This is a genomic window from Dickeya sp. CFBP 2040 (assembly GCF_012273755.1).
GTDB classification, from domain to species: Bacteria; Pseudomonadota; Gammaproteobacteria; order Enterobacterales; family Enterobacteriaceae; genus Dickeya; species Dickeya poaceiphila.
The window spans coordinates 1-19,801 of the sequence record NZ_JAAVXH010000088.1 but is presented as its reverse complement, the minus strand read 5'-3'; the positions used below and the strand labels follow the sequence as shown (position 1 = coordinate 19,801).

Here is a 19,801-nt window from a genome sequence, read left to right as displayed (position 1 = left end):
ACAGGGGTACCTGAACTGTGTTGTTAAAAGCAGGGTTCAGGTGCCTGACAGGTCTAACTCCGACAGGAGCCAATCCGTGAAAGACTTATTAAAGTTTCTGAAAGCGCAAACTAAAACCGAAGAGTTTGATGCGATCAAAATTGCGCTGGCCTCGCCAGACATGATCCGTTCCTGGTCTTTTGGTGAAGTTAAAAAGCCGGAAACCATTAACTACCGTACGTTCAAACCGGAACGTGACGGTCTGTTCTGCGCCCGTATCTTCGGGCCGGTAAAAGACTATGAGTGCTTGTGCGGTAAGTACAAGCGCCTGAAACACCGTGGCGTAATTTGTGAGAAGTGCGGCGTTGAAGTGACCCAGACCAAAGTGCGTCGTGAGCGCATGGGCCACATTGAGCTGGCGTCTCCGACCGCTCACATCTGGTTTTTGAAATCGCTGCCGTCCCGTATCGGCTTACTGCTGGATATGCCGCTGCGTGATATCGAACGTGTACTGTACTTCGAATCTTACGTGGTAGTTGAAGGCGGGATGACCAACCTGGAACGCCGCCAGATCCTGACCGAAGAACAATATCTGGACGCGCTGGAAGAGTTCGGTGACGAATTCGACGCCAAAATGGGTGCCGAGGCTATTCAGGCTCTGCTGAAAAACATGGATCTGGAGCAGGAATGCGAACAGCTGCGTGAAGAGCTGAACGAAACCAACTCCGAGACCAAACGTAAGAAACTGACCAAACGCATCAAGCTGCTGGAAGCGTTCGTGCAGTCCGGCAACAAGCCGGAGTGGATGATCCTGACCGTGCTGCCGGTGCTGCCGCCGGATCTGCGTCCGCTGGTGCCGCTGGATGGCGGTCGTTTCGCGACCTCCGATCTGAACGATCTGTACCGCCGTGTGATCAACCGTAACAACCGTTTGAAACGTCTGCTGGATCTGGCTGCTCCCGATATCATCGTACGTAACGAAAAACGTATGTTGCAGGAAGCGGTAGATGCGTTGCTGGATAACGGTCGTCGTGGTCGTGCCATCACTGGTTCCAACAAGCGTCCGCTGAAATCTTTGGCCGATATGATCAAAGGTAAGCAGGGGCGTTTCCGTCAGAACCTACTCGGTAAGCGCGTGGACTACTCCGGTCGTTCCGTTATTACCGTAGGTCCGTACCTGCGTCTGCATCAGTGCGGTCTGCCGAAGAAAATGGCGCTGGAACTGTTCAAACCGTTCATCTACGGCAAGCTGGAACTGCGTGGTCTTGCTACCACCATCAAAGCCGCCAAGAAAATGGTTGAGCGTGAAGAAGCAGTGGTATGGGATATCCTGGATGAAGTTATCCGCGAGCACCCGGTACTGCTGAACCGTGCGCCGACCCTGCACCGTCTGGGTATTCAGGCGTTCGAACCGGTTCTGATCGAAGGTAAAGCGATTCAGTTGCACCCGCTGGTGTGTGCGGCATATAACGCCGACTTCGACGGTGACCAGATGGCCGTTCACGTACCGTTGACGCTGGAAGCCCAGCTCGAAGCGCGTGCGCTGATGATGTCCACCAACAACATTCTGTCGCCGGCGAACGGCGAGCCGATCATCGTTCCGTCTCAGGACGTGGTGCTGGGTCTGTACTACATGACCCGTGACTGTGTTAACGCCAAAGGCGAAGGCATGGTGCTGACCGGTCCGAAAGAAGCAGAGCGTATTTATCGTGCCGGTCTGGCTTCGCTGCACGCTCGCGTAAAAGTACGTATTACCGAGCATCAGAAGAATGCGCAGGGCGAGTGGACGCAGAAAACCAGCCTGATCGACACTACCGTAGGTCGTGCGATTCTGTGGATGATCGTGCCGAAAGGTCTGCCTTATTCCATCGTCAATCAGGCGCTGGGTAAGAAAGCTATCTCCAAGATGCTGAACACCTGCTACCGCGTGCTGGGTCTGAAACCGACGGTTATCTTTGCCGACCAGATCATGTACACCGGTTTTGCTTACGCGGCGCGTTCCGGTTCTTCCGTTGGTATCGACGATATGGTGATCCCGGCGAAGAAAGTGGAAATCATCAGCGAAGCGGAAGCCGAAGTTGCCGAGATTCAGGAGCAGTTCCAGTCTGGTCTGGTAACCGCGGGCGAACGCTACAACAAAGTTATCGATATCTGGGCTGCGGCTAACGAGCGCGTGGCTAAGGCGATGATGGAAAACCTCTCTACCGAAACCGTTATCAACCGTAACGGCGAAGAAGAGAAACAGGTGTCCTTCAACAGCATCTTTATGATGGCCGACTCCGGTGCGCGTGGTTCTGCTGCACAGATTCGTCAGCTGGCAGGGATGCGTGGTCTGATGGCGAAGCCGGACGGCTCCATCATCGAAACGCCGATCACCGCGAACTTCCGTGAAGGTCTGAACGTACTCCAGTACTTCATCTCCACGCACGGTGCGCGTAAAGGTCTGGCGGATACCGCGCTGAAAACGGCGAACTCCGGTTACCTGACGCGTCGTCTGGTTGACGTGGCGCAGGACCTGGTGGTGACCGAGGACGATTGCGGCACCCACGAAGGCATCATGATGACGCCGGTTATCGAAGGCGGCGACGTGAAAGAGCCGCTGCGTGAGCGCGTACTGGGCCGTGTGACGGCAGAAGACGTGCTGAAACCGGGCACCGCAGACATTCTGGTTCCGCGCAATACGCTGCTGAACGAAAAATGGTGTGACCTGTTAGAAGAAAACTCGGTCGATGCAGTGAAAGTACGCTCGGTAGTAGGTTGTGAAACCGACTTCGGCGTGTGCGCCAAGTGCTATGGTCGTGACCTGGCACGTGGTCATATCATCAACAAAGGCGAGGCTATCGGGGTTATCGCGGCGCAGTCCATCGGTGAACCGGGTACTCAGCTGACGATGCGTACGTTCCACATCGGTGGTGCGGCATCGCGTGCGGCAGCAGAATCCAGTATTCAGGTGAAAAACAAAGGTAGCCTGAAACTGAGCAACGCTAAGTTCGTTATGAACAGCGCCGGTAAACTGGTGATTACTTCACGTAACACCGAGCTGAAGCTGATCGACGAATTCGGTCGTACCAAAGAAAGCTATAAAGTGCCTTACGGTGCAGTCATGGCGAAAGGTAACGGTGACGATGTCGCCGGCGGTGAAACCGTCGCGAACTGGGACCCGCATACCATGCCGGTTATCACCGAAGTGGGCGGTAGCATTCGCTTCACCGATATGATCGACGGCCAGACGATTACGCGTCAGACCGACGAACTGACCGGTCTGTCCTCCATTGTGGTTCTGGATAGTGCAGAACGTACCGGTGGTGGTAAAGACTTGCGTCCGGCGCTGAAAATCGTTGATGCCAACGGTAATGACGTACTGATTCCGGGTACCGATATGCCGGCGCAGTACTTCCTGCCAGGTAAAGCGATTGTTCAGTTGGAGGACGGTGCACAGATCGGTGCGGGTGATACCCTGGCGCGTATTCCGCAGGAGTCCGGCGGTACCAAGGATATTACCGGTGGTCTGCCGCGCGTTGCTGACCTGTTCGAAGCCCGTCGCCCGAAAGAGCCGGCGATTCTGGCAGAAATCAGTGGCGTGGTATCCTTCGGTAAAGAAACCAAAGGTAAACGCCGCCTGGTGATCACGCCGGTTGATGGCAGCGAACCATACGAAGAGATGATTCCGAAATGGCGTCAGCTCAACGTGTTCGAAGGTGAACGCGTGGAACGCGGCGATGTGATCTCCGACGGTCCTGAGTCTCCGCACGATATCCTGCGTTTGCGTGGCGTACACGCGGTGACCCGCTACATTGTTAACGAAGTGCAGGAAGTTTACCGACTGCAGGGCGTTAAGATTAACGATAAACACATTGAGGTTATCGTTCGTCAGATGCTGCGTAAAGGCACCATCGTCAATCCGGGTAGCTCCGAGTTCCTGGAAGGCGAGCAGGTGGAAATGTCGCGTATCAAGATCGCCAATCGTCAGTTGGAAGCGGATGGCAAGATTTCGGCTACCTACAGCCGTGATCTGCTGGGTATCACCAAGGCGTCTCTGGCTACCGAATCCTTCATCTCCGCGGCATCGTTCCAGGAAACGACCCGCGTACTGACGGAAGCGGCGGTTGCGGGTAAACGTGATGAGCTGCGCGGCCTGAAAGAAAACGTCATCGTGGGCCGTCTGATCCCGGCTGGTACGGGTTATGCGTATCATCAGGATCGTATGCGTCGCCGTCAGGCAGGTGAACTGCCGGTTGCACCGCAGGTCAGTGCCGAAGAAGCGTCTGCCAACCTGGCTGAGCTGCTGAATGCTGGTCTGGGTGGTAGCGACGACGAATAATCGTCACTTTCACCGATAATAAAAAACCGTACCTTAGCGATAAGGTGCGGTTTTTTTTATATTCTCATTTAACATGGGGATCTTTTATTAATGACCGTGATTGTTTAACAATAGTTTGTTGCGGAACTAACCCTACGGGCCGTCGCAGGCGACGTTAAAAAACGCTTTCAGCGTTTTATGATTCGTTCCACCTGACGGCGGAACTCACCCTACGGGCCGTCACGGGTGACGTTAAAAAACGCTTTCAGCGTTTTTTTGGATGCGGGGAAAAGACATAATTGCGTTATAACATCAGCATGGAAGTTTCATAAGGAATGTCCGATGCGATTTAACACAACGCTTTCAGGTATCATTCTGGTTTTGTTGTCTGGCAGTGCGTTCAGCGCCAGCGAGATGCCTTCTGGTTATCCGGCTCCAGTGCAGAAGGTGTTCAGGCACTGGCAGATTACCTGTAATAACCTGAATGATTGCGACATCAGGAACAATGACCCGTATCTGCGTGTGACGCTAAAGCGTGAAGCAGGTGCCAGGGGCAAGGTCTCATTGGACTTCGATCTGGCTGATAAGCGCCAGGCGCTGTATCTGGATGGAGTACGTTTTGCGTTGACGCAGCCTGACTGGCAAACCGACGAGGAAGAGGGCGCATTCTACGTCCATACCGATCAACTGGCTGTGATCCAGCAGTTTGTACTGGCGGCGAAGAACGCCAAACGGTTGTCGCTGTCGGAGCATGGCGGCGGTCAGAGTAATAATCAGGAAGAATCCATCTCGCTCAATGGCCTGAATGCGGCGTTATTGCTGGCAGATGAGCGGCAAGGGCGACTTAATAACCGCAGCGCGTTGTTGCAGGTCGGCGACGGTGACGTGGCGCAGGTGCCACCGGTGCCGATGGGACAGGAAATCAGCCCAGCTTATACCCAACCGCCGCCTCTGACCAATACCAAGGTGTTGATTAACGCCGTAATTAATGCCAAAAAAACCTTGCTGGAAGAGGAAGACTGTGGGCTGAGCAAAGAAGCCCGTCAGTTGAGTGAGGCTGAACCACTGACCAATGATTTGGCGCTGGTGATGCTGAATTGTGGTATGGGGGCTTATCAGTCCTCCAGTATGTTATTTGTTACTCCACGTAATAACCCACAGGCGGCGCAGTTGCTGGAACTGCCAAGACCTATTCGTACGGTGGAGAGCCGTGAAGAAAAAATCCGCTGGTTTACCGAAGTGGACTATGACCCGGAAAGCGGTATGTTGTATCACGCCGCGAAAGGGCGGGGTATCGCCGACTGCGGTGAAAGCGCGCAATGGGTGTTTGACGGTAAAACCTTCCAGCTTGTGGCTTATAATTATCAGCCGGAATGTAACGGTGGGCAGCCGGGAGACTGGCCGTCCGTATGGGCGATGCCGGGCTACCCGACCGAGTAGCCCGACACGATATTGACAGCCAGCGTGGTTTTCTCTCTCCCACGCTGACCAGTAGGTGGCGGAACCGATGGTTGACTTCGGTTCCGGCTGTATCAGCCCGTGCACTGTAGCAACCATCCGCCAGGCCTGGCGACGGGCTGTTTGGTGATGTGCGTGGTGGTACGCAGGCTATCGTTCTCTCTTTGTATCCATTACCTTTTTCTGCGCGTTGTCTCGCATCGTCTGCCTTATTGCTGCGTTGCTCTATTCACTATCGTTTGGGCGCTAGAGAGGATAGGCAGCGCCGTTGATCATACGCTGGCAACGGGGACGGGTGAGGCGACGGTTTAGCGGGTTGCGGTTCAGATGCCGCTAAACCAGTGATACTCCTAATCTTCCCAGTAGCTTGAAGCCGAGTGTTTTTGAAGCCGAGTATAGTAGGCACGCGTAAGTCAGCCTGTCGTCGGCCTTCCCAGATAACCGTCCCAGTCTTTCCACACTGGTTGCAACCCCGCCTGAGTCAGGGCGTCGGCCACGTCTTGCGGGCGGCGATTGTCGTGCGGGGTGAATTGTTCCAGTTCCGGGTGGTCATCGGCGTAGCCGCCCGGTTGGGTTTTGGAAAACGCGCTGACGTTGTTGATGGCAATCGGAATCATGTGGTCGCGGAAGAACGGTGATTCGCGGGTAGAGAGCGACAGTTCCACATCGGGTGCCAGCAGCCGGAAGGCGCAAATCACCTGCGTCAGTTGCGCTTCATCCATCAGCGAGGCGGGTTCGATGCCGCCGGCACAAGGGCGCAGACGCGGGAACGACACCGAGTAGCGGCTTTGCCAGTAGGTTTGCTGTAAATACAGCAGGTGCTCGGCCATCATGTAGCAGTCGGTGCGCCAGCTGTCGGACAGCCCAATCAGCGCCCCCAGCCCGATCTTGTCGATGCCGGCGCGCCCCAGCCTGTCTGGCGTCGTCAGTCGCCAGGCGAAATCCTGTTTTTGGCCGCGCAGGTGGTGGCGGGCATAGGTCGCTGCATGATAGGTTTCCTGATACACCAGCACCCCATCCAGACCGAGGGTTTTCAGTTCGACATACTCCGCCTGCGACAGCGGCTGCACTTCCATCATCAGTGAGCTGAATTGTGGGCGAATTAACGGCAACATCTGGCGAAAATAGTCCATTCCCACTTTGCGCTGGTGTTCACCGGTCACCAGCAGCAGGTGATCGAACCCCAGCGCCTTGATGGCCTCGCACTCACGCTGGATTTCCTGCTCATTGAGCGTCTTGCGTTTGAGATGGTTACTCATGGAGAAACCACAATAGGTACAGTCGTTGGCGCACAGGTTGGAAAGGTACAGCGGCACATAGAAACCGACGGTGTTGCCAAAACGCTGGCGCGTCAGTTGTTGCGCCCGCTGGGCCAGCGGTTCCAGCCAGCGACTGGCAGCAGGCGACAGCAACGCCATCATATCGTCGCGCGTGGGCCGATCAGCGCACAGCGCCCGCTCTACGTCAGCGTCGGTTTTACTGTTGATGCGCAGGGTCAGGTCATGCCATTCCAACAGTTGCCAGCGGTGTTCAAACAACGGCGATTGAGAGTGGATATCCATCAGTCGGCGGTCTCCGTATGTTGCAGAAAGCCGGTCAGTGGGCTGGTGGCGCTGGCGAGGTGCCGGCGGCTACCCAGACCAGCCTGACGGGCAATGGCACCGGCGTCCACCGCCAGTCGGAAGGCGTGCGCCATCTGCACCGGGTCACGTGCCACGGCGATAGCGGTATTAACCAGTACCGCATCGGCACCCAGTTCGATGGCTTCTGCCGCATGGCTGGGAGCGCCAATGCCAGCATCCACAACTACCGGTACCCGCGCCTGCTCGATGATGATGCGCAGGAAGTCACGCGTTTGCAGCCCCTGATTAGAACCAATGGGTGCGCCGAGCGGCATCACCGCGGCACAACCGGCGTCTTCCAGCCGTTTGCACAACACCGGGTCGGCACCGCAGTAGGGCAGTACCACAAAGCCGTCTTTCACCAGTTGTTCGGCGGCTTTTAGCGTTTCCACCGGGTCGGGCAGCAGGTATTTCATGTCCGGGTGGATTTCCAGTTTCACCCAGTGCGTGCCCAGCGCTTCACGCGCCAGTCGGGCGGCAAACACCGCTTCCTCGGCGGTTTTGGCACCGGAGGTATTGGGCAGCAGCTGTACGCCCAACTCGCGCAGCGGTGCCAGAATGGCATCGCTGCCGCCTTTCAAATCCACCCGTTTCATTGCCAGCGTGACTAGTTGTGAGCCGGAGGCGTGCAGTGCATCCTGCATCCGTTGTGCGCTGGCAAACTTGCCGGTGCCGGTTAATAACCGGGACGTAAACGTTGTATCTGCAATCTTCAGCATCTCAACCTCCAGCGATCGCCTGAAACAATAAAATGTCATCACCATCCCGCACGATATGTTGCGCCCAGTTATCACGTGGGATGATGGTGTGATTGATGGCCAGCGCCGTGCCGGGCTGTAGCCGGTTCAACTGCTCAAGCAGTTGTGCGACGGTCAACTCACTATGCAGTTCGATAACCTCATCGTTGAGCCGGATTTTCATGCCTGCCCTCCACATACCGGACAGGTCGCTGATCGTGCCAGTTGCAGCGTGGTCCATTGCTGCTGGCGTGCATCGAACAGACGTAATTTGCCGTCCAGTGGTGAGGGTAATCCGCACAGCAGTTTGAGCGCTTCCAGCGCCTGTAAGGTGCCCATCACACCGACCACCGGGCCGAGTACACCGGCGGTGCGGCAGTTGCGTCGAGGTTCCGTGGCGTCCGGGTAGAGGCAGGCGTAGCAGCCGTGTGGGTAAGGCGGCGTCAGCACCAGCAACTGGCCGCTGAATCCCACCGCGCTAGCGCTAATCAGCGGTTTTTGTGCCGCGACGCAGGCGGCATTGACCGCATGACGGGTGGTCATGTTGTCGCAGCAGTCCAGCACCAGATCGGCTTGCGCCACCGCGGTTGTCAGCGATTCGCCTTCAAGTCGGGTGGTCAGCGCGACGGTTTTCACCAGTGGGTTGATGGCTTCCAGCGCGTGACGGGCCAGCTCCGTTTTGGGGCGTGACAGGTGAGCGCTGCGGTAGAGAATCTGCCGTTGCAGATTGGAGAGGTGCAGGGTGTCGTGGTCTGCCAGCAGCAGCGTGCCGACGCCGGCTGCCGCCAGATAGAGCGCCGCCGGCGATCCCAGTCCGCCCAGTCCCACCAGCAACACCCTGACTGCCGCCAGTTTCTGTTGTCCTTCCTGGCCGATATCTTCCAGCAACAACTGGCGGCTGTAGCGCATAAATGCCTGATCATCGAGCATGTTATGCCTCCCGTCCTTCGATCAATTGCAGTAACGTCGCGGTCGCGGCGCGCCAGTCAGCGGCCTGTGTGATGGCGCTGACCACGGCAATGCTGCCGACCCCGGTTTCCAGCACGGCGGGTACCCGGTCAATGCTGATACCGCCGATAGCGACGGTGGGAAAGCGCCCGTTCAACGCGCGAATATGACGGGCCAACTCCACCAGACCTTGTGGTGCCGATGGCATGGCTTTGGTCTGGGTCGGGAAAATATGGCCCAGTGCGATGTAAGACGGCGACAGGGCGACGGCACGTGCCAGTTCAGCATCGTTATGGGTAGACACGCCCAGACGTAGCCCGGCGGCGTGGATCGCCGCCAGATCGGCAGTATCGAGATCCTCCTGACCCAGATGTACGCCGTACGCCTGATGCTTCACCGCTAGTTGCCAGTAATCGTTGATGAACAGCCGGGCCTGATACTGACGGCCAAGCGCGATTGCCCGGATGATGTCCTGTTCCGCTGGCTGGTCTTTAATGCGTAGCTGGAGAGTGCGAACCCCCGCGCTCAGCAGGCGTTCTATCCACGCTACGCTATCGACCACAGGATAAAGCCCCAGTTGGGCGTCGGTGGCAGGAAACGCACGGTTCATCAGCGTTCCTCCTGCGGCAGGCTGGTAGCGGTGTGGTACAGCTCGCTACCGCGTGCGCGGAATTCGGCGGACATTTGCGCCATACCGGCATCCACCGGTTGCGCTTCCTGACGGGCGGCGTAGTCGCGTACTTCCTGTGTAATCTTCATCGAGCAGAATTTCGGTCCGCACATTGAGCAGAAATGTGCCACCTTGCCGGATTCCTGCGGCAGGGTTTCATCGTGGTAGGCACGGGCGGTTTCCGGGTCCAGTGCCAGATTGAACTGGTCTTCCCAGCGGAATTCAAAGCGTGCCTTGGACATGGCGTTGTCGCGGATTTGCGCGCCGGGGTGGCCCTTCGCCAGATCGGCGGCGTGGGCGGCTATCTTGTAGGCGATCAGCCCTTGTTTGACGTCGTTTTTGTTCGGCAGGCCGAGATGTTCTTTCGGGGTGACGTAGCACAGCATGGCGCAGCCGAACCAGCCGATCATCGCCGCGCCGATACCTGACGTAAAGTGGTCATAGCCCGGCGCGATATCTGTGGTGAGCGGGCCCAGCGTGTAGAACGGTGCTTCATGGCAGTGTTCCAGCTCTTCGGTCATGTTGCGGCGGATCATCTGCATCGGCACATGACCGGGGCCTTCGATCATCACTTGCACATCGTATTCCCAGGCGACCTTAGTCAGTTCCCCCAGCGTGTGCAGTTCAGCAAACTGTGCTTCGTCGTTGGCATCCTGAATCGAACCGGGGCGCAGGCCGTCGCCCAGCGACAGCGCGACGTCATAGGCGGCACAGATTTCGCAAATTTCACGGAAGTGCTGGTAGAGGAAGTTTTCCTGATGGTGCGACAGGCACCATTTCGCCATGATGGAACCGCCGCGCGACACAATGCCGGTCAGGCGTTTGGCGGTCATCGGCACGTAGCGTAGTAGTACGCCGGCGTGAATGGTGAAGTAGTCCACCCCCTGTTCCGCCTGTTCCAGCAGTGTGTCGCGGAACAGTTCCCAGCTCAGGTTTTCCGCGATGCCGTTAACCTTTTCCAGCGCCTGATAAATCGGCACTGTGCCGATTGGCACCGGGCTGTTGCGCAGAATCCACTCGCGGGTTTCATGAATATAACGCCCGGTGGATAAGTCCATCACGGTGTCCGCACCCCAACGGGTTGCCCACACCAGTTTCTCGACTTCTTCCTCAATCGAAGAGGTCACCGCAGAGTTGCCGATATTGGCGTTCACCTTCACCAGAAAATTGCGGCCAATGATCATCGGTTCTGATTCGGGATGATTGATGTTGGCAGGGATAATCGCCCGCCCGACCGCAACTTCCTGACGCACGAATTCCGGTGTGATGTCGTCCGGCAGCAACGCGCCAAAACTGTGGCCCGGATGCTGCTGGCGCAGAACCTCGCCGCGAATACGTTCACGCCCCATATTTTCACGGATGGCGATGAATTCCATCTCCGGCGTGATGATGCCCTGACGGGCGTAATGCAACTGGGTGACGCGACGCCCCGTTTTGGCACGTATGGGGTGTGGCAGATGTTCAAAACGCAGGTGAGCAAGGCCGAGATCCGCCAGCCGCTGCTGGGTAAAGTCAGAGCTGGCTCGTGGTAATGCTTGCGTGTCGTCGCGTTCTGCAATCCAGCCGGCGCGCAGTTTGCTGAGTCCGTGATGTACGTCCGGCGTGCTGACCGGGTCGCCGTAAGGCCCGGCGGTGTCATAAACCGGCACCGCTTCGTTCGGTTCATAGCGCGGGTTGTCGCGGCTACCACCTATCAGCGTTGGGCTTAGCTGGATTTCCCGCATCGGGACGCGAATATCCGGGCGTGAGCCGGTCAGATAAATCCGCTGTGAGTTTGGGAAGGTTGAGCCGCGCAGCGTATCGATAAACTGTTGAGCGGCAGCACGTTGTTCACGACGACCAGACGGTGTTTTTTCTCCGGAAGCCATCAGCTCCGTGGACAGTTTGGATTCGGTAGACATAGCAAGTTCCTGTTCATTAAATGGGAAGATTGCTTGTCTGGAGTTCGGAGGGAGTAATCGCCGGATGTTGGCTGGCAACGGCAGAGGGCGTGTTGCCCTGATGGTTGCGCGTTCCCCTGCATGAATGGTGGGGTGGCGATATCATTACTCTTGTTCCCTTCGCAGGTATTAACCTGATCAGGTTCCGCGGATCCCGAATTAACGGTCTCAGCCCACGCGCCATCAGACGTGTTGGGCACTCCGACAAGATAGGACCCCTTGAGGGGGGGCGTAAAACATCAACACTCTATGCGTTGTAGCGGCGTGGCGTCAATGGTCGAACATCAACTGGGCAATGCGCTTACCCTGAAAGCGCATTGCCAAGGCTTCACCCACGCCGGATAATGCCGGACAGAATTTTTGGCTATCGTAACAGGCTAGCAGGCAATAAGCGGGGCGATAAAAGTGATGGAATTGACGCTGAAGGGTGAAGAAAGCGGGTGGTGGGTGGTATATCACCGTCATCAGATTTGGCTGCCTCAGGGCGAGTTACCGCAAGGAACGGCAGCGCAGTGGCAGTTGCAGCAGCACGCTGCCCGTCAGGTAGGCGAGTGGCAGGGAGAACCGGTATGGCTGGTGTTGCAGGATAAGAAGACTGATATGGGATCGGTGCGTCAACTGCTGAGTCAGGATGCAGGGCTGTTTCAGTTGGCGGGCCGCGCGGTGCAACTGGCGGAGTTCTATCGTTCGCACCGGTTTTGCGGCTACTGCGGTCATGAGATGTCTGCCAGCACCACCGAACTGGCCTGCCTGTGTTCGCACTGCAAAGAGCGCTACTATCCGCAAATTGCCCCTTGTGTGATTGTGGCGATTCGCCATCACGAAAAGATTTTGCTGGCGCAGCATCTGCGCCACAAAGGCAATATGTACACTGCGCTGGCCGGTTTTGTCGAAGTGGGGGAAACGCTGGAGCAGGCGGTAGCGCGGGAGGTCCTGGAAGAGAGCCATATTCGCGTTAAAAACCTGCGTTATGTCTGTTCGCAGCCCTGGCCATTCCCGCATTCGCTGATGATGGCGTTCATGGCTGACTATGACGGCGGTGAGGTGAAGCATGATCCCTCTGAACTGCGTGATGCCAACTGGTTCCGTTATGATTGCTTGCCTGAATTGCCGCCGCCGGGTACGGTAGCACGGCGTCTGATTGAAGACACGGTCGTACTGTGCCGCGAGGCCGATAGCTGATCGGTCATCGCCAGCGACAATCATGCCTGCCAGCAGGCGTTACAAGGAAAAGACCATGACTGATCTGAAAAATGATCGCTATTTACGTGCTCTGTTGCGCCAGCCCGTGGATGTCACCCCAGTATGGATGATGCGTCAGGCGGGGCGCTACCTGCCGGAATATCGTGCGACCCGTTCGCAAGCGGGTGATTTCATGTCGCTGTGCAAGAATGCTGAACTGGCCTGCGAAGTCACGTTGCAGCCGCTGCGTCGCTACAATCTGGATGCCGCCATCCTGTTTTCCGATATTCTCACCGTGCCGGACGCCATGGGGTTGGGGCTCTATTTTGAAGCGGGCGAAGGGCCGCGCTTCACATCGCCAGTGACTTGCCATGCCGACGTGGAAAAGTTGCCGCTGCCTGACCCGGAGCTGGAACTGGGCTACGTAATGGACGCGGTGCGGACGATTCGCCGCAATCTGGCCGGTGCGGTGCCGCTAATTGGTTTTTCCGGCAGCCCATGGACGTTGGCGACGTATATGGTTGAAGGTGGCAGCAGTAAAGCCTTTACCGTCATCAAAAAAATGATGTTTGCCGAGCCGCGTACGCTGCATCTGCTGCTGGACAAGCTGGCGAACAGCGTGACGCTCTACCTCAACGCTCAGATTCGTGCTGGCGCGCAGGCGGTGATGATTTTTGATACCTGGGGCGGCGCACTGAGCGGGGCGGATTACCGCGAATTCTCATTGCACTATATGCACAAAATTGTCGATGGCCTGTTGCGTGAAAATGATGGGCGCCGGGTGCCGGTTACCTTGTTTACCAAAGGCGGCGGTCAGTGGCTGGAAGCGATGGCGGATACCGGCTGCGACGCGCTGGGATTGGACTGGACGACTGACATTGCCGACGCACGGCGTCGTGTGGGAGACAGAGTCGCGTTGCAGGGCAATATGGACCCGTCCATGCTGTACGCACCGCCGGCTCGTATTGAACAGGAAGTCGCTACCATTTTGGCCGGGTTCGGCGCTGGCAACGGTCATGTGTTTAATCTGGGGCATGGTATTCATCAGGATGTGCCGCCGGAACATGCCGGCGTTTTCGTCGAGGCCGTACACCGGTTATCTGCACCCTATCATCAGGATATGGCCTGATGGATATGCAGGCGTTACGCGCCGAGCAATGTGATAAAGCCGCATTGGTGGTGCGTTACGACGATATACCTTTTGAACAGCCGACGCTGATTGCCGGTGCGGATGTCGGTTTCGAACAGAAAGGCGCGGTAACCCGCGCTGCGCTGGCGGTGCTGGCTTATCCATCGCTGCAACTGGTGGAATACCAGATTGCCCGCATTCCAACCGTCATGCCTTATATCCCCGGTTTTTTGTCGTTTCGTGAATATCCGGCGCTGCTGGCGGCGTGGGAGCAGTTGCAACACCGGCCAGATTTGCTGTTTGTCGATGGGCATGGCGTGTCTCATCCTCGTCGTCTGGGGGTTGCCAGCCATTTTGGCCTGCTGGTCAATGTGCCGACGATTGGCGTTGCCAAACGCCGGTTGTGCGGGCAGTTCTCACTGCTGGCGGACGCGGCAGGCAGCCGCCAGCCGTTGCTGGACCGGGATGAGCAGATTGGCTGGGTATGGCGCAGCAAGGCGCGTTGCAACCCGCTGTTTGTCTCCACCGGCCACCGTGTTGGTACCGACAGCGCGTTACAGTGGGTGATGCGCTGTATGAACGGGTATCGTCTGCCGGAGCCTACCCGCTGGGCGGATGCGGTAGCATCCAACCGTCCGACGTTTCAACGCTGGCAACGTGAGGTCGGGCTGTAGGATAATGCCGGGCAGGAAACTTTAGGAATTCAGGCATATGGCGGTTTGGTGATTTTCGTTACACTTGCCGCCCATTATTTTGAGATAAACGATGTTACGTAACCCTATTCATTTGCGTCTGGAAAAGCTGGCAAGCTGGCAACATGTCACCTTTATGGCCTGCCTTTGTGAACGTATGTACCCCAACTATCATGAGTTCTGCCAGCAGACCGATTTTGGGGACGCACAACTTTACCGCCGCATACTGGATCTGGTATGGGAAACACTGGTCGTGAAGGACGCCAGGGTCAATTTCGATAGTCAATTGGAAAAGCTGGAAGATGCGATTCCCGTCGCGGATGACTACGACATTTATGGCGTATACCCTGCTATTGACGCTTGCGTTGCCCTGAGTGAACTGCTGCATTCGCGTCTGAGTGGTGAAACGCTGGAACATGCAGTAACCATTAGCGAAACATCGATTCGTAGCGTGGCGATGCTGGAAATGACTCAGGCAGGTCGGGAAATGACTGATGAAGAATTGAAGAATCTGCCTGCTGTTGAAGAAGAATGGGACATCCAGTGGGAGATTTTCCGCCTGCTGGCGGACTGCGAAGAACGCGATCTTGAGCTGATAAAAGGCTTGCGCGCCGACCTGCGCGAAGCCGGAGTCAGCAACATTGGGATAAATTTGTATCAATAACGCGATAAAACGTGATTTAAGGCCTGAAATGGCCTGTCTTTAGGCTTCACATCCGCACCCTGTCTGGTCTACATTTGGGGGGCGTAATAAAAGTGGCTGTCGGTGCGTGTATGCAGGAGAGTGCTATTATGGCATTTCCGTCGCACTCGATGCTTAGCAAGCGATAAACACACTGTAAGGATAACTTATGAATAAGACTCAACTGATTGATGTAATTGCTGACAAAGCTGACCTTTCCAAGACCCAGGCTAAAGCTGCTCTGGAAGCGACTTTGGCAGCGATTACTGAGTCTCTGAAAGAAGGTGATGCAGTACAATTAGTTGGTTTCGGTACTTTCAAAGTCAATCATCGTAACGAGCGCACTGGCCGCAATCCGCAGACTGGTAAAGAAATCAAAATCGCGGCAGCTAACGTGCCTGCGTTTGTGTCCGGTAAGGCACTGAAAGACGCTGTAAAATAAGCGCATGTTGATACAAGGTTTAAGCAGAGGGGCGATTTCGCCCCTTTTGCTTTTCTTCAGACGACATATCCGGTTGGTTGCTCCCGTGCTGGTATGCTGGCTGACGGCCTGTAGCTCTCATCCTTCAGCGCCTGCCGTGTACGCCAGCGGCTACCTGGATGATCGTGGTGTGGTGCGGTTATGGCGTAAAGACGACGTGCAGCAGCATCTCACCACACTGGTGACGGTATTTAGCCCGTTGCAGGGGAAAGAATCCAGAACTACCCGTTATCGCTTCCAGCAGGGGGGGCTGCGTGAGGTCAGGCAGACTGCTTCTTCTTCGTCACAGGGTGAAGTCAGGCTGCGTTTTGATCAGGCGGGAACCGTTAGCTACATGCAGCGTCAGTTGCCGGACCGGCGGGAATCGCTGTCTGAAGACGAGATTGCGCTTTATCAGTACGATGCCAGACGTTTGCTGGCGCTGAGCGATTCCCTGCGTGCGGGTAAAGTATCGCTGATTCAGGGGCGCTGGAGTGCGGGGCAGGTGACCACGTGCGACGGGAAAACGGTGCGCCCGGATTTGGACCGCGCTTCACTGGCCATGATTGCGCAGCAAGCCGAACGAGCGGCTGGGCCGCTGAGCATCGCCTGGCTGGTGTCACCGGAAGGTACGCAATTGTTGCAAGTGGCAGAAGCAGATTTTTGTCGTTGGGAACCGACTACTGAGTCGTGGTAGTCAGGGAACAATATGAGCGGTAAACACTAGGGCGGTAAACAAGAAGAACGAAGGGGCCAACTGTCAGGCTGACCCCTTGTTGAGTCTGAACGCTAGTCTCAGGCTTTCTGCTCGCGTGCAATGGCGCGATAGCCAATATCGCTGCGGCAGAAACAGCCTTCCCAACGAATAGGGCTAGCCAGTTCGTAGGCGCGTTGTTGTGCTTCGGCTACGCTGTGGCCCAGCGCTGTTACACACAGCACGCGTCCACCGTTGGTGACCACATCATCGCCGTTCAGCTTGGTGCCGGCATGAAACACTTTGCCATCGGCTGCGTCTTGAGTCGGCAGGCCAGAAATGACATCACCGGTGCGGTAATCGGCAGGGTAGCCGCCAGCGGCCAGCACCACGCCCAATGACGGGCGTACATCCCACTCAGACGTTTTCTCATCCAGTTTGCCGTCGCACGCTGCCAGACACAGCTCCACCAGATCAGATTTCAGACGCAGCATGATAGGCTGCGTTTCCGGATCGCCGAAACGGCAGTTGAATTCGATCACCTTCGGCTGACCATCTGGAGAAATCATCAGGCCCGCGTACAGAAATCCAGTATAAACATGACCTTCGGCTGCCATGCCGCGCACGGTTGGCCAAATAATCTGTTCCATCACCCGTTGGTGAACATCATCCGTCACCACCGGCGCAGGCGAGTAAGCGCCCATGCCGCCGGTGTTCGGGCCGGTATCCTGGTCGCCTACGCGTTTGTGATCCTGACTGGTCGCCATCGGTAATACGTGTTCACCGTCCACCATCACGATAAAGCTGGCTTCTTCGCCATCCAGAAACTCTTCGACCACGATGCGGTGACCCGCATCGCCAAACGCATTGCCTGCCAGCATGTCGGTGGCCGCGTTTTCCGCTTCTTCCAGCGTCATGGCAACAATCACACCTTTACCCGCGGCCAGACCGTCTGCTTTGATAACAATCGGTGCACCTTTGCGACGGATATACTCCAGCGCAGGTTCAATCTCGGTGAAATTTTGGTATTCCGCTGTTGGAATACGTTGGCGAGCCAGAAAGTCCTTGGTAAAGGCTTTGGAGCCTTCCAATTGGGCGGCGGCCTGTGTTGGGCCAAAAATCTTCAAACCAGCGGCGCGGAAGGCATCTACCACACCGATGACCAGCGGCGCTTCCGGGCCGACGATAGTCAGACCAATGGCATTTTGGCGAGCGAAATCCAGCAGCGCCGGGATGTCTGTCGCGGCGATGTTCACGTTTTCCAGCGCGGGTTCCAGCGCTGTGCCGGCGTTACCCGGTGCGACATAGACTTTATCTGCCAGCGGAGACTGGGCTGCTTTCCAGGCCAGTGCGTGCTCGCGGCCACCATTACCAATAATCAATATATTCATCGTTATAGTCCCGAATTAGTGACGGAAGTGGCGCATGTCGGTAAACAGCATCGCAATGCCGTGTTCGTTGGCGGCGGCGATGACTTCGTCATCGCGAATGGAACCGCCCGGTTGAATCACACAGGTGATACCAACGGTGGCGGCGGCATCAATACCATCACGGAACGGGAAAAAGGCATCGGATGCCATGACGGAACCTTGTACTTCCAGTCCTTCGTCACCTGCCTTGATGCCAGCGATCTTGGCGGAGTAAACACGGCTCATCTGACCGGCGCCAATACCGATGGTCATATTGTCGCGTGCATACACAATCGCATTGGATTTAACGAATTTCGCCACTTTCCAGCAAAACAGGGCATCGCGCAGTTCTGAGTCCGTCGGCTGGCGCTCGGTAACCACACGCAACTGGGCTGTATCCACCATGCCGAGATCGCGATCCTGCACCAGCAAGCCGCCGTTGACGCGTTTGAAATCCAGACCGGAAACACGTTGTTGCCATTGGCCGCAAGTCAGCACGCGTACGTTTTGTTTGGCAGCGGTAACTTTCAGTGCGGCTTCGCTGGCGGAAGGGGCAATGATCACTTCCACAAACTGACGACTGATAATGGCGTGCGCAGTGGCTTCGTCCAGTTCGCGGTTAAACGCGATGATGCCGCCGAACGCTGAAGTCGGGTCAGTTTTGTAGGCGCGCTCATAAGCATCCAGAATCGAATCGCCAATCGCCACGCCGCAGGGGTTGGCGTGCTTGACGATGACGCAGGCTGGTTCGGCGAATTCTTTCACGCATTCCAGCGCGGCATCGGTATCGGCGATGTTGTTGTAGGAAAGGGCTTTACCCTGCACTTGCTGAGCGGTAGCCACCGACGCCTCAGAGACATGCTCTTCTATATAGAAGGCGGCCTGCTGGTGGCTGTTTTCGCCATAACGCATATCCTGCTTTTTGATGAAATTCAGGTTCAGCGTGCGCGGGAAGCGGCCAGAAGGTTGGGTCGTCTCGCTGTGATAGGCCGGAACTTTGCTGCCAAAGTAGTTGGCTATCATGCAGTCGTAAGCGGCGGTGTGTTCGAACGCCTTGATGGCCAGATCAAAACGGGTTTCGTAAGTCAGAGAACCTTCGTTGGCGTCCATCTCTGCGATGATTGCTGTGTAGTCGCTGCTTTTAACCACGATAGCCACATCATTATGGTTCTTGGCGGCGGAACGCACCATGGTGGGGCCACCGATATCGATATTTTCCACGGCGTCTTCCAGCGTACAGTCAGCTTTGGCAACGGTCTGGGCAAACGGGTAGAGATTAACGACCACCATATCGATTGGCTGGATGTTGTGCTGGGTCATGATGGCATCATCCTGACCACGGCGGCCCAGAATGCCGCCATGCACTTTGGGGTGCAGGGTTTTAACACGTCCGTCCATCATTTCTGGAAAACCCGTGTAATCGGAAACCTCTGTTACCGGCAGACCCGCGTTGGCCAGCAGACGCGCTGTACCCCCGGTAGAGAGCAGTTCAATGCCACGCTGTGACAAAGACTGGGCAAATTCAACGATACCGGCTTTGTCAGATACGCTGAGCAAAGCACGACGGATAGGACGACGTTGGTGCATGATGGTTTGATCCCCTGACTTAGGTTCTTGCTTTAAAGAGCGTTACGTGAATAGTGGCAGTCACATAAAGAAAAATACGTATTGAGTCGCCAATATTCAGCTAACGCACCCACAGATATGTGTCATTCATCAGGGGGGGAATTGTAGCGAAAACGTTTGCGTGATGCTCGCCAAATTTCAAAAAAATGCCTGGCTTGTGGATAACTCTGTGCAAAATAAGGTATAAGTGGCGCTTTTGCTGTGGAATGCAGCGAACGTGCGATTTAATCCAAAATACCGGTTGCGGTCGGCGAGGAACACCCTATAATGCGC

At 56.3% G+C, this 19,801-nt stretch carries 16 protein-coding genes and 1 riboswitch; of the genes, 8 read left to right on the top strand and 8 right to left on the bottom strand.

What is annotated here, in order from left to right:
• The first annotated feature begins 76 nt into the window (after positions 1–76).
• Complete coding sequence (gene rpoC, locus Dpoa2040_RS13560; protein WP_042867827.1) at positions 77–4,300, top strand: DNA-directed RNA polymerase subunit beta'; 4,224 nt, start codon at positions 77–79, stop codon at positions 4,298–4,300.
• A gap of 321 nt (positions 4,301–4,621) precedes the next feature.
• Positions 4,622–5,719 carry a DUF1176 domain-containing protein gene (locus Dpoa2040_RS13555; protein ID WP_042867829.1) on the top strand — a complete coding sequence of 366 codons (1,098 nt, stop codon included), beginning with the start codon at positions 4,622–4,624 and terminating at the stop codon, positions 5,717–5,719.
• Positions 5,720–6,150: 431 nt separating this feature from the next.
• Here the strand turns inward: Dpoa2040_RS13555 and thiH are convergent, their stop codons facing one another.
• The 6 genes from thiH to thiC are packed head-to-tail and all read right to left on the bottom strand — an operon-like array spanning position 6,151 to position 11,615.
• Positions 6,151–7,299 (bottom strand): 2-iminoacetate synthase ThiH, encoded by a 1,149-nt coding sequence (gene thiH / locus Dpoa2040_RS13550; protein WP_168641599.1) that lies wholly within the window; start codon positions 7,297–7,299, stop codon positions 6,151–6,153.
• Positions 7,299–8,078, bottom strand: coding sequence for a thiazole synthase (locus Dpoa2040_RS13545; protein ID WP_168641598.1), 780 nt, complete (start codon positions 8,076–8,078; stop codon positions 7,299–7,301). Before Dpoa2040_RS13545 ends, thiH begins: the two co-directional genes overlap by 1 nt.
• A 1-nt stretch (position 8,079) precedes the next feature.
• Positions 8,080–8,280, bottom strand: coding sequence for a sulfur carrier protein ThiS (gene thiS, locus Dpoa2040_RS13540; protein ID WP_168641597.1), 201 nt, complete (start codon positions 8,278–8,280; stop codon positions 8,080–8,082).
• Positions 8,277–9,026 (bottom strand): HesA/MoeB/ThiF family protein, encoded by a 750-nt coding sequence (locus Dpoa2040_RS13535; protein WP_168641596.1) that lies wholly within the window; start codon positions 9,024–9,026, stop codon positions 8,277–8,279. Before Dpoa2040_RS13535 ends, thiS begins: the two co-directional genes overlap by 4 nt.
• 1 nt (position 9,027) lies before the next feature.
• Positions 9,028–9,654, bottom strand: coding sequence for a thiamine phosphate synthase (thiE, locus tag Dpoa2040_RS13530; RefSeq protein ID WP_168641595.1), 627 nt, complete (start codon positions 9,652–9,654; stop codon positions 9,028–9,030).
• Positions 9,654–11,615, bottom strand: a complete 1,962-nt coding sequence (gene thiC / locus Dpoa2040_RS13525; RefSeq protein WP_168641594.1) for a phosphomethylpyrimidine synthase ThiC — start codon at positions 11,613–11,615, stop codon at positions 9,654–9,656. The genes thiE and thiC overlap by 1 nt, the downstream gene beginning before the upstream one ends.
• A gap of 137 nt (positions 11,616–11,752) precedes the next feature.
• A riboswitch (TPP riboswitch) is annotated at positions 11,753–11,868 on the bottom strand.
• Between the two features lie 194 nt (positions 11,869–12,062).
• On the opposite strand from thiC, the gene nudC reads away from it, so the two are divergent.
• The 6 genes from nudC to Dpoa2040_RS13495 all read left to right on the top strand — a co-directional run bounded on the left by nudC (position 12,063) and on the right by Dpoa2040_RS13495 (position 16,496).
• The gene (gene nudC, locus Dpoa2040_RS13520; protein WP_168641603.1) at positions 12,063–12,836 is read left to right on the top strand and encodes an NAD(+) diphosphatase; all 774 of its coding nucleotides are present in this window, start codon (positions 12,063–12,065) and stop codon (positions 12,834–12,836) included.
• Positions 12,837–12,891: 55 nt separating this feature from the next.
• Entirely contained in the window at positions 12,892–13,965 is a 1,074-nt protein-coding gene (gene hemE, locus Dpoa2040_RS13515; RefSeq protein ID WP_042867849.1) for a uroporphyrinogen decarboxylase, read from the top strand.
• Entirely contained in the window at positions 13,965–14,639 is a 675-nt protein-coding gene (gene nfi / locus Dpoa2040_RS13510; protein WP_168641593.1) for a deoxyribonuclease V, read from the top strand. The genes hemE and nfi overlap by 1 nt, the downstream gene beginning before the upstream one ends.
• 91 nt (positions 14,640–14,730) lie before the next feature.
• Positions 14,731–15,321 carry a YjaG family protein gene (locus Dpoa2040_RS13505; protein ID WP_168641592.1) on the top strand — a complete coding sequence of 197 codons (591 nt, stop codon included), beginning with the start codon at positions 14,731–14,733 and terminating at the stop codon, positions 15,319–15,321.
• Positions 15,322–15,508: 187 nt separating this feature from the next.
• Positions 15,509–15,781, top strand: a complete 273-nt coding sequence (gene hupA, locus Dpoa2040_RS13500) for a nucleoid-associated protein HU-alpha (RefSeq protein WP_012882985.1) — start codon at positions 15,509–15,511, stop codon at positions 15,779–15,781.
• Between the two features lie 4 nt (positions 15,782–15,785).
• Positions 15,786–16,496 (top strand): DUF1481 domain-containing protein, encoded by a 711-nt coding sequence (locus tag Dpoa2040_RS13495; protein WP_168641591.1) that lies wholly within the window; start codon positions 15,786–15,788, stop codon positions 16,494–16,496.
• 98 nt (positions 16,497–16,594) lie between these two features.
• Here Dpoa2040_RS13495 and purD read toward each other — a convergent pair whose 3' ends face one another.
• Both purD and purH read right to left on the bottom strand, forming a co-directional pair.
• Positions 16,595–17,884 carry a phosphoribosylamine--glycine ligase gene (gene purD / locus Dpoa2040_RS13490; RefSeq protein ID WP_168641590.1) on the bottom strand — a complete coding sequence of 430 codons (1,290 nt, stop codon included), beginning with the start codon at positions 17,882–17,884 and terminating at the stop codon, positions 16,595–16,597.
• A gap of 15 nt (positions 17,885–17,899) precedes the next feature.
• The gene (purH, locus tag Dpoa2040_RS13485) at positions 17,900–19,489 is read right to left on the bottom strand and encodes a bifunctional phosphoribosylaminoimidazolecarboxamide formyltransferase/IMP cyclohydrolase (protein WP_168641589.1); all 1,590 of its coding nucleotides are present in this window, start codon (positions 19,487–19,489) and stop codon (positions 17,900–17,902) included.
• Between the last annotated feature and the right edge of the window lie 312 nt (positions 19,490–19,801).